The organism is Clostridium sp. (assembly GCF_029267215.1).
Taxonomy (GTDB): domain Bacteria; phylum Bacillota; class Clostridia; order Clostridiales; family Clostridiaceae; genus Sarcina.
Window position 1 is genome coordinate 1 of sequence record NZ_JARIDH010000053.1, and the last position, 16,445, is coordinate 16,445.

At 28.4% G+C, this 16,445-nt stretch carries 12 protein-coding genes; all 12 read left to right on the forward strand.

What is annotated here, in order from left to right; all coding sequences use genetic code 11:
• Positions 1–315: hypothetical protein (locus Q1K13_RS09580; protein WP_300350061.1), on the forward strand; the 315-nt coding region annotated here is incomplete at its 5' end.
• 4 nt (positions 316–319) lie between these two features.
• Entirely contained in the window at positions 320–568 is a 249-nt protein-coding gene (locus tag Q1K13_RS09585; protein ID WP_300350064.1) for a hypothetical protein, read from the forward strand.
• A gap of 99 nt (positions 569–667) precedes the next feature.
• Complete coding sequence (locus Q1K13_RS09590; RefSeq protein ID WP_300350067.1) at positions 668–1,228, forward strand: hypothetical protein; 561 nt, start codon at positions 668–670, stop codon at positions 1,226–1,228.
• A gap of 651 nt (positions 1,229–1,879) precedes the next feature.
• Entirely contained in the window at positions 1,880–5,458 is a 3,579-nt protein-coding gene (locus Q1K13_RS09595; protein ID WP_300350069.1) for a DNA polymerase III subunit alpha, read from the forward strand.
• A 715-nt stretch (positions 5,459–6,173) separates the two neighbouring features.
• Entirely contained in the window at positions 6,174–7,133 is a 960-nt protein-coding gene (gene pfkA, locus Q1K13_RS09600; RefSeq protein ID WP_300350072.1) for a 6-phosphofructokinase, read from the forward strand.
• 93 nt (positions 7,134–7,226) lie between these two features.
• Positions 7,227–8,630, forward strand: a complete 1,404-nt coding sequence (pyk, locus tag Q1K13_RS09605) for a pyruvate kinase (RefSeq protein ID WP_300350075.1) — start codon at positions 7,227–7,229, stop codon at positions 8,628–8,630.
• A gap of 1,361 nt (positions 8,631–9,991) precedes the next feature.
• Entirely contained in the window at positions 9,992–10,348 is a 357-nt protein-coding gene (locus Q1K13_RS09610; protein ID WP_300350078.1) for a DUF1540 domain-containing protein, read from the forward strand.
• Between the two features lie 604 nt (positions 10,349–10,952).
• Positions 10,953–11,741, forward strand: a complete 789-nt coding sequence (locus Q1K13_RS09615) for an SDR family NAD(P)-dependent oxidoreductase (protein WP_300350080.1) — start codon at positions 10,953–10,955, stop codon at positions 11,739–11,741.
• A gap of 153 nt (positions 11,742–11,894) precedes the next feature.
• Positions 11,895–13,430, forward strand: a complete 1,536-nt coding sequence (gene cls, locus Q1K13_RS09620) for a cardiolipin synthase (RefSeq protein ID WP_300350082.1) — start codon at positions 11,895–11,897, stop codon at positions 13,428–13,430.
• 305 nt (positions 13,431–13,735) lie between these two features.
• A complete protein-coding gene (locus Q1K13_RS09625; protein WP_300350085.1) occupies positions 13,736–14,401 on the forward strand; it encodes an N-acetylmannosamine-6-phosphate 2-epimerase in 666 nt (221 codons plus the stop codon).
• Positions 14,402–14,437: 36 nt separating this feature from the next.
• A complete protein-coding gene (locus Q1K13_RS09630; protein ID WP_300350088.1) occupies positions 14,438–15,304 on the forward strand; it encodes an N-acetylneuraminate lyase in 867 nt (288 codons plus the stop codon).
• A 102-nt stretch (positions 15,305–15,406) separates the two neighbouring features.
• A partial coding sequence (locus tag Q1K13_RS09635) for a sodium:solute symporter family transporter (RefSeq protein WP_300350091.1) occupies positions 15,407–16,445 on the forward strand: 1,039 nt, incomplete at its 3' end.

Here is a 16,445-nt window from a genome sequence, read left to right on the forward strand (position 1 = left end):
GGTGTATTAATTGCAACTATTTTAGTGGTGCCTTTTTATTTTTTAACAGGATCTGTCAAAATGATTGCTTTAGGGACTTTGTTAGCTATGCAGATAAGACTTTATTTATCTGAAAATTATATAAGAAGAGAACTCGGAGTTATTCAAAGTAAAACTATATTTATCGAATTAGTGGGTCTTTTCACATTTATTATATTAGGATCGATAGAAAGTATTGTAGTGGGTCTAACAATATATTTAATAATTTATTCGATTTTAATAATTAAAGAATTAAAAGAAATTAAAGATATAAGTAAATCCTTATTAAGGAAGTGATACTATGCATATTGTTTTTATAGTTGGAAGTTATTATCCTAATTATTCTGCAGTAGGAAAATGTGTTGATAACGTTGCTGAAAAACTTTCTAAAAAACATAAAGTTACTGTTATATGCGAAAAGAATGATTTGAATCAGCTAAGTAAGGAACAATTTAATAATCAGAATATATTGCGTACTATTACAACAGAAAAAGTTAATCGTTTAAAAATTGAAAAAATAGCTGAAGAGCTTAGAACAGGAAACTTTTAGGTTTAAACCTAAAAGTTTCTTTTTTTTTAAATAATATTAAATGGTTTAGTGGAGAAAATAAGAGTGAAAACAATATTAAATTTTTATGGAGGTATCAATATGAAAAAGAAATTTAAAAGTCTTATTTTTGCTCTACTAGGTGTTATGATAGTTGGAATGATAGGTATGGTTGGCTGTACAAATAAATCTACTGATATGCCTAATGAACCTATGAGCCCAGAAAAAACCATGACTAAAGCAGAGGAATACAAAAAAATGCTAGATGAAAAAATCAAAACTTATATGGGCGGTGTAAAGTTAGGTGCAAAGTATGATTTTTCAGATGTAACAGATGAAAACAAGCAAAAGGTTTATGAGGAGTATGAGAAATATTATACTAACTTAGATACTGAACTTAGTAATTTAAGAAATGAATTAAGTACTAAGGTTATTAAAGGAGATAGTGCTGTAGATCAGATAAATAAAACTATAATTGATAATATAGATAATCTTAAAATGAAAATAAGCTCTGCTAAAAGTGACTTAGATGCAAATTCAAGTAATCTTATGAATATGTCAAAAGATGAATTTGTTAAAACTATGGATGGAATTGAAAGTAACTTATATGAGGCAAGAGTAAAACTTCAAAATTCAATAGAATCAGCTCAAAAGAACTTATAATCAAATCTTTTATAGATATTATAAAAGAATATAAAAACAGATAATATTAGTTTCTTAGGGCTCAAATTTTGTGATCTATAGAAGAGGCTAAAGAAGTATTAGAAGAAATTTTAGCTTTAAATAAGCATTTATTCAGAATAAACCCTTAAATTTTCTACATAAACCTAAAATAAATATTAATAAAAATATCAACTTAAGTTTATAATTTAAGTTGATATTTTTTTATTTTGCTTATTGACAATTTCAATTTAGCTATTTACCGCATATTCAATAAAACTTGAACTAAGTAATAGTATATTAAGGTTGATTTAATTCATGATTTAAAGTTAAGAATGACTATTAGGTATGATATTAAAACTTGAGCATAATAGATATTATCTATTAAAATCTATTATGAAAAATTTTTTAGGATAGATTTGCTTTATATGATAAAATTAAATTACTATATTATAAAAATATAGAGGTTATACAACAAATTAATATAAAATAAAATTCTAAGAATATGTTTTAGGTATGATTTGCTTAAAACATAAATTGTTTTTAAGAGAAAAAATTAAAATTAACAATCTCTTAAAACAGAATCTTAAATTAAAATATTGGTTTACATAAGAAATTAATATAATAAACTATTTAAAGAAAGGAAGTGAGATAATGGGGGATAAGAAATTTTGTCATTTGCATCTTCACTCAGGTTACAGTTTGCTTGATGGTTCTGGAAAGATAAAGCCACTTATTAATAAGGCTAAGGAACTTGGAATGGAAAGCATAGCATTAACTGACCATGGTGTTATGTATGGGTGTGTTGATTTATACAAAGAGGCTAAGGCTCAAGGTATAAAGCCTATACTAGGATGTGAAGTTTATGTTGTACCTAAGTCTAGAAAGATAAAAAGCAATGATGAAGATAATAAAACATACCATTTAGTTCTTCTTGTTAAGAATGAAAAAGGATATGAGAATCTTATGAAAATTGTCTCTGTAGCCTCTATTGAGGGTTTTTATTATAAACCAAGAATTGATAGAGAATATTTAAAAGAACATTCAGAAGGAATTATAGCTTTAAGTGCTTGTCTTGGAGGAGAGGTTCAAAAAGCTATATTAAATGGAAATATAGAAAAAGCTAGAGAAGCAGCTATTTTTTATAGGGATACATTTAAAGATGGATTTTATTTAGAACTTCAAAATCATGGCATGGAAGAACAAAAAAAGGTTAATGAGGTTAACATAAATTTATCTAAAGAATTAAACATTCCTTTAGTAGCAACCAATGATGTTCACTACATAAATCAGGAAGATTCTAAGGCTCATGACATACTTATGTGTATTCAAACAGGAAAAACTGTTGATGATCCAAATAGAAGAAGATATCCTTCAGACCAATTTTACTTAAAATCACAGGAAGAAATGTGGGATATGTTTGATTATATTCCAGAGGCTTTAGAAAATACTTTGAAAATTGCAGAGGAATGTAACTTTGATTATGAATTTCATGTATCAAAACTTCCTAAGTTCCCATTACCAGAAGGAGTAGAACCTTTTGATTATTTAAGAAAAACCTGCTTTGATGGCCTTATAGATAGACTTGATGAGTTAAAAGAGCTTAAGGAAAATGGGGATTATGATATAGATAAGGTCTATAAAATAGGAGAAACAAATGAAATAGTAAAAGAGGATATAGAAAGGCTTGAGTATGAGCTTGGAGTTATCAAGCAAATGGGGTATGTTGATTACTTTTTAATAGTTTGGGACTTCATTAAATATGCTAATGACAATGGAATTCCAACAGGACCTGGAAGGGGGTCTGCAGCAGGGGCCTTAGTTGCCTATACCTTAGGAATTACAAAAATAGACCCTATGAAATACAGCTTACTATTCGAAAGATTTTTAAATCCAGAGAGAGTAAGTATGCCAGATATAGATTCAGATTTTTGTTATGAAGGAAGACAGAGAGTTATAGACTATGTTGTTGAAAAGTATGGTCATGACAATGTTTCACAGATTATAACCTTTGGAACTATGGCTGCGAGAGCTTGTATTAGAGATGTGGGAAGGGCTATGAATTACACCTATGCAGAGGTTGATAGAATAGCTAAACAAATTCCTACAGTTTTAGGGGTAACAATAGATAAGGCCTTAGATCTAAATCCAGAACTTAAAACTATTTATGATACAGAGGAAAGAGTAAAGGAATTAATAGATGTAAGTAGAAGATTAGAAGGTCTTCCAAGACACTCATCAACACATGCTGCGGGGGTTGTTATTGCATCTAAGCCTTTAGTTGACTATGTTCCTCTTCAAAAAAATGATGAGTCCATAGTAACTCAGTTTGATATGACCACTTTAGAGGAGCTTGGACTTTTAAAAATGGATTTCCTTGGTCTTAGAACCTTGACTGTTATGCGTGATGCTGTTGATATGATTAAGTATAACAGGGGAGTAGACATAGATTTAGATAATTTAGATTTTGATGATAAAGAAGTTTATAAAATGATTGGAGAAGGAAACACAGTTGGTGTATTCCAACTAGAATCAGCAGGTATGACTTCTTTCATGAAAGAATTAAAACCAGACAATCTAGAGGATATAATAGCTGGAATTTCTCTTTATAGACCAGGTCCAATGGCTGAGATTCCTAAATATATAAATGGTAAGAGAGATCCAAAATCTGTTGAGTACATAGTTCCAGAGCTTGAAAATATATTAAACGTAACATATGGTGTCATGGTATATCAGGAACAAGTTATGGAAATAGTTAGAAAACTTGCAGGATATTCCATGGGAAGAAGTGACCTTGTTAGAAGAGCTATGTCAAAGAAAAAACATAAGGTCATGGAAGAGGAGAGAAAGAACTTCATATACGGAATTAAAGATGAAAATGGAAATATAGAAGTTCCAGGATGCTTAAGAAATGGTATATCAGAAGAGGCTGCTAACAAGATATTTGACTCTATGATGGATTTTGCATCCTATGCATTTAACAAAAGTCATGCTGCTGCCTACGCTGTAATAGGATTTCAAACAGCATATCTTATGAGATATTATCCTGTAGAATTTTTAGCAGCTATGCTTAACTCAGTTATGGGTAACAGTGATAAGGTATCAGAATATATAAGAAGTGCTGAAAAATTAGGAATTCAAGTATTACCACCAGATATAAATGAGAGTTATACTAAATTCACTGTTAAAGGAGATACCATAAGATTTGGTATGGGAGCAATCAAAAACGTTGGTATTAATGTTGTTCAAAACATATCAAAATCAAGAGATGAAAAAGGAAAATTTAAATCTCTCATGGATTTCTGTAATAAGATAGATCTAAGTATTGTAAATAAGAGAGCTGTTGAAAGTTTAATAAAAGCTGGTACTTTTGATAGTTTAAAGGTTTATAGATCACAACTTCTTTCTGTTTTTGAAAAAATAATGGATGGAGTTTACTCTCAAAGAAAGAAAAATATAGATGGTCAAATTTCTCTGTTTGGGTCAATTCAAGAAGAGAGTAAAGAGTTAGAGATAAAATATCCAAATATAAAAGAGTTTAATAAGAAATATATGCTTGCTATGGAAAAAGAGATGACTGGACTTTATATGAGTGGCCATCCACTTGATGATTATGATAAATCTTTAAAAAATCAAGCATCAATTACCATAGAAAAAATTGTTGAAGCTCAGAAAAATTTAAGTGAACAGAAGAATGTTGAATTTGATGACTTAGTGATTGATAATTCTTTAACAGATGGAACTAGAGTTATAGTAGGAGGAATACTTACTAATGTTTCTAGAAAGGTTACAAGAAATAATACACTTATGGCTTTTGCAAAAATTGAAGACTTAACAGGAGCTTTAGAATGTGTTGTATTCCCAAAAACATTAGAAAAGTGTAATAACTTAGTAAATGAAGATTCTTTTGTTATAATTAGAGGAAGAGTTTCAATAAAAGAGGATGAAGAACCTAAAATACTTTGTGAGGATATACAGCCTTTAGAAATGATTGATTCAACTAAAGTCTATTTAAAAGTTGAGGATAAAGAAAAAGCTAGAATGCTTATTAAACCTCTTAAAGTTTTACTTTCAGAATATAGAGGTGATTCTCCACTTTATATGTTTGCAGCTAAGGAAAGAGAAACCTTTAGATTAAATAGAGATATGTGGGTTAACCTAGATACTAATGTTATAGACTTCTTAAAAGAGAAATTTGGAGAGGAAAATGTTAAGAGGGTTGAATCCAAGTAAGAATTTATTTAAGTAGTTGATATTTAAAGAAAACATGTCTTGAAATTTTAAATACTATAAAACTTTAAGGTATGTTAAAGAAAAATAAATTGAAAAAATAGATTAAATAAACAAAATAGTAATTTTTTGTTCACTTTTTTAGATTAAAATTATAAGTTTTAAATAACTTCCTTAAATGAAGTAGTAACGATTACTTAATCAGTTTAAGTGAGTTATTTTATGAAATAGACTTATAACAAAATCTTTAAAAGTGGACATTTTTTTCAAACGTGATAAAATAAGTTTGTAAATTTTCTTAAAATTAAAAAAATATATTTTATTTGAATAATTAAAAAAGATTTTAAGGAGAAATATGTTTTTTTAGTTTTAACATGGACAGTTAGACAATTTAAAATGTGTAATTTTTGATATTAGATTAAATATAAAAATCAATTTAGTATATAATAAATAATGATGAAAATATTAAATATCGAGTTTTTTTTTATTCAATTCTACATAAAAAGGTTGAAAATGCACACTACTTTAAGTACAATTAATTGTGGTAGAATAAGTATTAAATAAAATTTACATAGGGTTTGAAGTTTTGAGATAAATTTTTAAATAGTTTAAGTTTGATAAACATTTAACATATATAAATAATATCTTAAAAATGTGGGTAATATTTGACACTGATGGGATCGAAATTGTCCCATGTGGTGTAGAGGAGGAAAATATTATGAAAAAGATTGCTGTTTTAACAAGTGGTGGAGATGCACCAGGAATGAACGCTGCTTTAAGAGCTGTTACAAGAATGGCTTTACACAATGGACTTGAAGTTATGGGAGTTCAAAGAGGATATGCTGGATTAATAAATGGAGAACTATTCAAAATGGATAGAAAATCTGTTTCAGAAATAATAAACAGAGGTGGTACAATATTAAGAACTGCTAGATGTTTAGAATTCAAGCAAGAAGAAGTAAGAGAAAAAGCTGCTCAAATATTAAAAGCTTACGGTGTTGAAGCTTTAGTAGTTATTGGTGGAGATGGATCATTCATGGGTGCTAAACTTCTTTCAAAATTAGGAGTTAAGACTGTTGGATTACCAGGAACAATAGACAATGACTTAGCTTACACTGATTATACTATAGGATTTGATACTGCATTAGAAACTATAGTAGATGCTATAAACAAATTAAGAGATACATCAACTTCACACGAGAGAGTATCTATTGTAGAAGTTATGGGAAGAAACTGTGGAGACCTTGCTTTATACGCTGGTATCGCAGGTGGAGCAGAAGCTGTAATAGTTCCAGAAATGCCATTTGATAAAGATGAATTAATCAAAACTATCTTAGAAGGTAGAGCAAATGGAAAAACTCACAGTATAATAGTAGTTGCTGAGGGTGTTGGAGGATCAACTGAATTAGCTAAAGAAATAGAATCTATCACAGGAATCTCAACTAGAGCTACTATATTAGGACATATTCAAAGAGGTGGATCACCAAGTGCTAACGACATAATATTAGCATCAAAAATGGGAGCTAAAGCTGTTGAAGTATTATTAGAAGGAAAAACTTCAAAAGTTATAGGAACTAGAAATGGTGAAATATTTGATATGGATATAGATGAAGCATTAGATATGGAAAGAACTTTTGATAAAAGTTTATTTGAAATGTCTGAGGCTATAAATAAATAATTTAGTTAATGACATAATAAATTTTTTATGATTTATTATTTATTATATATTTTAAACTTAGGGTTAATTTTTTTACGAGGGAGTGTTTTTTAAATGAGAAGAACAAAATTAGTATGCACTATCGGACCAGCTAGTGAAAACGAAGAATTATTAACAAAAATAATCGAAGCAGGAATGAACGCTTCAAGACACAATTTCTCACATGGTGACCATGAAGAGCATAAAGGAAGAATGGTTAAAGTAAGAGAAATATCAAAGAAATTAGGTAAAGAAGTAGCTATATTATTAGATACTAAAGGACCAGAAATAAGAACAGGAAAATTCGAGCCAAGCAAGGTTGAATTAACTGCTGGATCAGAATTTACTATATATGCTGGAGCAGAGGATGTAATAGGAGACACTACTAAGTGTTCAGTTACATATGCTGGATTAGCAAAAGACGTTAAAGCTGGAGATACTATCTTAATAGACGACGGTTTAGTTGGATTAGAAGTTGTATCTGTAGAAGGAAACGCAGTTAAGTGTATCGTAAGAAACACTGGTTTAGTTGGAACTCACAAAGGAGTTAACGTTCCTGGAGTATCAATAAAATTACCAGCTATGACTGATAAAGACAGAGCTGACTTAATATTTGGTTGTGAAATGGGAGTTAACATGGTTGCTGCTTCATTCATCAGAAAAGCAGACGACGTTAACGCTATAAGAGAAGTATTAGTTGCTAATGGTGGAGCTGATATACAAATATTCTCAAAAATCGAAAACCAAGAAGGTGTTGATAACATAGATTCAATCATCGAAGCTTCAGATGGTATCATGGTAGCTAGAGGAGACCTTGGAGTTGAAATACCAATGGAAGACGTTCCTTCAGTTCAAAAAATGATCATCGAAAAATGTAACGTAGCTGGAAAACCAGTTATCACTGCTACACAAATGTTAGACTCAATGATGAGAAACCCAAGACCAACTAGAGCAGAAGTTTCAGACGTAACTAACGCTATCTTAGATGGTACTGACGCTATAATGTTAAGTGGTGAGTCAGCAAACGGAAGCTGGCCAGTAGAAGCTGTTGAAACTATGGTTAAAATAGCTACTAAAGCTGAAGAAATGTTAAGCTACGAGTTAGCTGCTTCAAAAGCTAAGAAACATATACCAGCTGTTCCTGGAGTAATCTCAAGAGCTGCTTGTAATGCTGCACACGAGTTAAAATCAGCTGCTATAGTTTCATTAACTCAATCAGGAGCTACTGCTAAGAGAATATCTCAATGTAGACCAGATGCACCAATCGTAACTATAACTCCATGTGAAAGAGTTGCTAAGAAAGTTGCATTATGCTTTGGAGTTTACCCAGTAGTTGCTGAGAACGCTACAATGGAAAATGCTGTTGAAATAGCTAAAAACGCTGGATTCGTTAAAGCTAATGATACTGCTGTAGTTGTTGCAGGTGTACCAGCTAACGAAGGAAACACTAACATAGTAAAAGTTGAAGTTGTAAAATAATTTTATAACTTATATAAGAAGTAGGTAGTCTTATGACTACCTATTTTTTTATAAAAAATTATCTGATAAAAATGGTTTATAATAATTCTTTAGGTAGTATTATAAAAGGGTTTAATTATTAGGGGTTAATTAAATTTGGTATTTAAGGGTAAAATTTAGTTCTTACACAATATAAATACTTATCAATTTTAATTAGAGTTAACCTAAATCAAAAATTTTTTTAAATTATTTTTAGAGGTATTACTATTGAGTTTAATGTTAGTAAGAATTTAGAGAAAATCATATATCTTAACATAAATTTTTAAAATTAGTTATTGGGTTGATTATCAATATTTTTTTCAAAAGCATGAAATTTAACATGAAATTTTAATATTATTTATTAAGTTGGCTAGAATAAATTCTTAATAGTTTATTTATGTTAGCAGTTTATTATTGGTTATAAATTATACTAAAATAAATTTTTGGAAGTATACTTATGAAAAATATAATTTAGTAAGAATTGAGCAGTTAATAAAAAGATACATTTAAGAGAATTTTGTATGAAAACAAATGTTAATAAAGTGTAAATAAAATTTAATTAAACTTATTTTGTAAATTATTTTATATTTAAATTTAATTTTTATAATTTTAATTAAATATAATAAATAAATCATATAAGTTTACAAAAAATTAATAAATTTATTATGACAAGAGAGGAAAAATAGTGTATATTATATATTGCTTATGAAATAATATAAGTAGAATCAAAATGGCAACTGATTCCAAAGTAAAAAAAGTACTTAATGACTGATAACATTAGGTGCTCTTTTTTTGTCTAAATTTATAAATTATTTTTCACATAAGTTTTAAGGGAAGGTTTCAACACCATTTAGTATTGTTGTTTTTCATTAAATTTATTTTTTACATAAGTTTTAGCAAAAAGCTTGTTTGCCAAGTAATTTCTTTTTATATGAGAGAAAATAATAAGTTTTTTATTACAAATAAAAGCTAGTTTAAAGTTTTCATAAGTATTTAGTTAGAATATTTTATTTAATGTATTTAGTATAGAAATATAGATTTTAATTAATTGTTTTTAATTATATATTTGATTGTATAAAGTAGAATAAATTAAGTGTATATTAATAGTTTTTCATAAAGCCCAAATATGAAATTTAAAGAAGTTATGAGAAATAACTAAGTAGATTCATACTGATTTTCAATGAAAGTTATTATTATGGTATTAAAAACACTATAAATTATAGAGTGAATTAAAGAGTTTTTTCATGGAAATTATAATTATATTATTAAAAATTATTTTGTTGAATATTTTTAGAGAATTTGCAAAAAATATAGCTGGATAATTTTTTTAAGAGGTGATTTTTATGACTAGATTAGCATGTTCTGCTCATAATTGTATTAATCATGTAAATGGAATGTGCACAGCAATGACTATTGAGATAGATGGACAAGAAGCTGAGAATAAGATTGAAACTTCTTGTAAGACTTTTGCACCTAGAACATTAATGAATGCTGTTAAAAGTGCATTTAATACTAATTATACAGGTACTATAATTCAAGCTTTGGATAGCCAATCGGATATTGATCATAAAATAAGGTGTTATGCAATGAATTGTACATATAATGTGGGAATGACTTGCACATCAACGGATATACAAATTTTTGGACCTGAGGCCAATACTTCAACATCAACTGAGTGTGAAACTTTTTATAGAGATTAAATAAATTTTTTTGTTTTAGAAAATCTACTATTTTTTAGTTGGTGATGAATTACTGAAAGAGATAAATATAAATTGAAATTTTTAGTTTGAAATTATAATAGGGAATATAGTCTTATCTAAATATAATATGATTTTTAGTGAAATACTCTACACTTGGTTAAAGGGTGAAGTGGGAGTTTGTTGGTAAATATAATTAATGTTACAAGTTCACCCAAGATAACCCCCTTTCACCAAGAGTTTTTAAACTTAAAAGAACCTTAAAAAGCTATGAGATAAAGGTAATCCTCTTTGTCTTATAGCTTTTTTATTATATAATAATATATATTTTTAAGAATTATTTAGAGTTTTTTATAAGTAGATAATTAAGGGAGAAATAAAAAAGTAGAATGATATGAGAAGCATTTTATAGATTGAGGGCGTAAAACCTGGTGGCTTTATGCCAGAGGATGCAAGCCTATTACTTTAGTTTTTGGTCTTATATATTTTTTTATTAGCTAATAAAACTTTTTTTCTCTGTTATGATAAAAAAAGAGTATTATATGAAAAAAGTTGAAATTGGTGAAATTACAAATTTAGAAGATGACAGATAAAAAAGGAGTATTGTATGAGAAAAAGTGCATTAATAACAGGTGCTACTAGTGGGATAGGGAAAGAATTTGCTATTAAGTTAGCAAGCATGGGATATAATCTTATTATTCTTGGTAGAAGAGCTGAAAAACTAAATGAAGTTTCAAGATATATACAAGATAAGTTTAATGTAAAAGTGGAAGTGAAAATACTTGATTTAACTAATGATTATGAGTTTGAAGATTTTATTTTAGAACTTGAAAAGAGAGAGGATATTGAGTTTTTAGTTAATAATGCAGGATATGGAGCTGATGATTCTTTTACAAGAGATAAATATTCAAAACAACTTGATATGGCAAAGGTTCATATGTTGGTTACCATGAAATTATGTCATAGTATTAGTAAGAAGATGAAGAAAAATAAAAAAGGGTACATAGTAAATGTAAGTTCTATGGCTGGATTTAATGTTTTTCCAAGTTCAGCAATGTATTGTTCAACAAAAGCTTTTTTAATAAGTTTTTCTCAATGCTTAGCTATGGAGTTAGCTGGAGATAATATCAAGGTGCAGTGTTTATGCCCAGGATTTACTAGAACTGATTTTCACAGTAAACTTAATATGGATGAAAATAAACTTCAAAATAAGGGACTCGTTAGATGGATGAGTGCAAAGGAAGTTGTAGAAATTAGTTTAAAAAGTATTAATAAAAAACTTAAGATTATTGTAATTCCTGGAGTGTGTAATAAGATTCTTTATTTTATAAGTAAAGTAACTCCTAAATGGATTTATTATAAAGTTGCTATTAAGGGATGGGAACTTATGGATTAATTTTGTTTTGTAAATCGACCAATCCTATAAAAATTTTTACTTAAAAATAAAGATTACTTGATAAATAAAATGGGTAAAATATTTTCTAATTAAACAAATGATAATTAAAATATGTTGTGAATCTTATGAGAGAAAAGCATAGAGGAGGAATAAATGGAAAAACTTTTGAAAAAACTTTTGAGTAGGACTTTTGTAGTGGGATTTCTTATTTTTTTACAATTTATTATACTTACAACAGGTATATGGAAGGTTAGTGAACATTTTATTTACCTGTATTTTTTATTTATTGCTATTAGTATAATTGTTTTTATTTATATAGTAAGTAGAAAAGATAATCCCTCATATAAGCTTGCTTGGGCAGTTCCTGTGTTATTACTTCCTGTTTTTGGAGGATTATTTTATTTAATATTTGGAGGAAATAAGACAAGCAAAAAATTTAAGAAGCAGATACAAGCTTCTCATGATGAAACTAAGCATTTATTATATAATGATGGAACTATAATAAAAGAGTTGGAAAAAATTGATAGAAATATAGCTAACCAATCTAGATATATATCTAATTACTCTCAATTTCCACCATATAAAAATACCTTAACTGAGTATTTATCACCTGGGGAGGTTTTTTTTGAAAAATTAAAGGAAGAACTTAAAAAAGCCAAGCATTATATTTTTATGGAATATTTCATAGTTCATGAAGGTAAGATGTGGGATAGTATTCTTGAAATTTTAGAAGAAAAGGTTAAAGAGGGTGTAGAAGTTAGATTTGTTTATGATGATATGGGGTGTTTAAAAACTCTGCCATATAAATATAATGAGATATTAGAATCTAAAGGAATTAGATGTATGGTGTTTAATCCATTTGTACCTTTATTATCTTTAAGAATGAATAATCGTGATCATAGAAAAATAACAGTAATTGATGGGCATACAGGATTTACAGGTGGAATTAACCTAGCTGATGAATATATTAATGAAGTAGTTAGATTTGGTCATTGGAAAGATGCCTCAATAATGCTTAAGGGGGATGCTGTTTGGAATCTTACAGTTATGTTCCTTCAGACTTGGAATTTTGATAATAAGGAAAAGGAAGCTTATGAAAAGTATTATCCATATTTTCACCATGAAGAAGAGTTTGAGAGTGATGGATATGTCCAACCATATGGAGATAGTCCACTAGATGATGAGATTGTTGGAGAAAATGTTTATTTAAATATTATAAATAAAGCTAAGGATTATGTTTATATAAACACACCTTATTTTATTGTTGATAATGAACTTGTAACAGCCTTAACATTGGCTGCTAAAAGTGGGGTAGATGTTAGAGTGGTTACTCCTCATATTGAGGATAAATGGTATGCTCACATTGTTACAAGAGCCTATTACCCTCAGCTTATAGAAGCTGGAGTTAAGGTTTATGAATATACTCCAGGATTTATACATTCTAAAACCTTTGTATCTGATGATGAAATTGGTACTGTAGGAACAATAAACATGGATTATAGAAGTTTATATCTTCACTTTGAATGTGGAGTTTGGTTATATAAAACTAAATCAGTTGGACAGATTAAGGATGATTTCTTAAAAACCTTAGAAAAATGTCAAAGAATAACTATGTGTGATTGTAATAAAATTAAAATGCCAACAAGAATTTTAAGAGCTGTTATAAGGGTGTTTGCACCACTTATGTAGGTTTAGAACAATTGAATAAATATTGAACAAAAAAATAGGTTTAAAAATAGAAAGGTGTTAAGTATGTTTAAAATTTATCTTAACACCTTTTAAATTAAATAAGAAAATCTTGATAGAGAAGATAAAGATATTCTATAGATTTTTTGAAAATCTTATTTAAAAATTCTTATAATCTTATTCTTTATTTGAAATAAATTTTCAAAAGTACAAAAAAAGAAAATAATTTTCCAAAAAATACTTGAAAAAATAAAGAAAATGATTACAATAAAAGTATAAAGAAAATAATTTTCAGAAAAGGTGATAAAATGTTAGATGTTGTGAAAAGAAATTTAATAGTTTCTTGTCAAGCTTTATCAGATGAACCTTTGCATAGTTCTTTTATTATGGGAAGAATGGCAATAGCGGCTAAGCAAGGTGGAGCAGCTGCTATAAGAGCACAAGGTGTTAATGATATTAATGAAATAAAAGAAGTTACTAGGTTCCCTGTTATTGGAATAATAAAAAGAAACTATGATGATTCAGAAATTTATATAACTCCAACTATTAAGGAGGTAGAAGAGCTTTTAAAAACAGATTGTGAAATGATAGCATTAGATGCTACAAAAAGAAAAAGACCTAATGGTGAGAATGTAAAGGATTTAGTTATTGCTATTCATGAAAAAGGAAGACTAGCAATGGCTGATATATCAACTTTAGAAGAGGGAATTGAAGCAGAAAAGCTAGGTTTTGATTGTATATCTACAACACTTTCAGGATATACGCCATATTCTAAGCAGAGCAACAGTGTTGACTTTGAACTTCTAGAAGAGTTAGTAAAAAATGTAAAAATTCCTGTTATTTGTGAAGGAAGAATAAGTACTCCAGAAGAACTAAAGAAAGCATTTGATTTAGGTGCATATTCAGCAGTTGTTGGAGGAGCTATAACAAGGCCGCAACAAATAACTAGGAGATTTACTGATGTTTTAAAATAAAGCAAATATTTAAAGAGTTTTGAGAGGAGAAAAGCAATGAAAGGTATTTATTCAGCATTATTAGTTTCATTTGATAAGGAGGGAAATATCAACGAGAAAGGTTTAAGAGAAATTATAAGACATAATATTGATGTATGTAAAATAGATGGTCTTTATGTAGGAGGAAGTACTGGCGAAAACTTTATGCTTTCAACTGATGAAAAGAAAAAAATATTTGAAATTGCTAAGGATGAATCAAAAGGACAAGTTAAATTAATAGCTCAAGTAGGATCAGTTAATTTAAAAGAAGCTGTAGATTTAGCTAAGTTTACTACGGATTTAGGATATGATGCAATATCAGCAGTTACCCCATTCTACTATAAATTCGATTTTAATGAAATAAAACACTATTATGAAACAATAATAAATTCCGTTGATAATAAACTTATAATTTACTCAATTCCTTTCTTAACAGGAGTAAATATGTCAATAGAGCAATTTGCTGAACTTTTTGAAAATGATAAGATTATTGGTGTTAAATTCACAGCAGCAGATTTCTATTTATTAGAACGTATGAGAAAAGCATTCCCAGATAAATTAATATTTGCTGGATTTGATGAAATGATGTTACCAGCTACAGTACTTGGTGTTGATGGAGCTATAGGATCAACATTTAATGTAAATGGTGTTAGAGCAAGACAAATTTTTGAATCAGCTCAAAAAGGTGATATTAAAACAGCTTTAGAAATTCAACATGTAACTAATGATTTGATAACTGATATATTAAATAATGGTCTTTATCAAACAATTAAATTGATTCTTCAAGAACAAGGTGTTGATGCAGGATATTGTAGACAACCTATGAAAGAAGCTACTGAAGAAATGATTTCAAAAGCTAAAGAAATTAATAAAAAATATTTCTAAAAATTAAAAATTTTAAAAGATAGTGGGTTTTTAAGAGGAATGAAATAGTAGGCTAACTTATATAAGTTAGCCTATATAAAAATTTAAGAGGGGAGAATTGGTATGCAGGGGTTTACGAAGATTGATTTAGTTGTACTAGTTGTTTACTTAGGAGCTGTTCTTTATGCAGGGTTAAAGTTTTCTAAAAAGGAAATGAAAGGTAAAGAATTCTTCAGAGGTGATGGAACTATTCCATGGTGGGTTACTTCAGTTTCTATATTTGCAACTTTATTAAGTCCAATTTCATTCTTATCACTAGCTGGTAACTCTTATAAGGGAACTTGGATAATGTGGTTTGCTCAATTAGGTATGTTTGTAGCAGTGCCTCTTACAATAAGATTTTTCTTACCGGTTTATAGTCGATTAGATATAGATACTGCTTATGAATATCTAGAAATAAGATATAAAGATAAAGGTCTTAGAATTCTTGGAGCTATAATGTTCATTATTTATCAAATTGGACGTATGGCAATCATAATGTACTTACCATCAATGGTGTTAGCAAATCTTACAGGAATAAATGTTTATTTGCTTATAGTAGCAATGGGTGTAATAGCAATAATTTATTCTTACACAGGTGGATTAAAGTCAGTTTTATGGACAGACTTTATTCAAGGTTGTGTACTTATAGCAGGTATAGTTTTTTCATTAATATTCTTAATTTCAACAATAAATGGTGGATTTGGATCTATTATGCATGAATTAACTGAAGGTGGAAAATTTCTATCTTCACAAGAGCCAATATTCAATGCTAATATATTTAAAACAAGCGTATTCCTATTAGTAGTTGGAGGAGGATTAAATACTTTCTCATCATATATCTCAAGTCAGGATATAGTGCAAAGATTCACTACTACTACAGATATAAAACAATTAAAGAAAATGACTTATGGTAACCTAGTATTATCATTATTTGTAGCAACTGTATTCTATTTAATTGGAACAGCTTTATATGTTTTTTATAATCAAAATCCGCAGTTATTACAAACTGCTCAACAAGACCAAATTTTTGCATCATATATAGCATTCCAATTACCAGTTGGTATAACAGGTATAGTTTTAGCAGCTATATATGCAGCAGCTCAATCAACACTTTCAACTG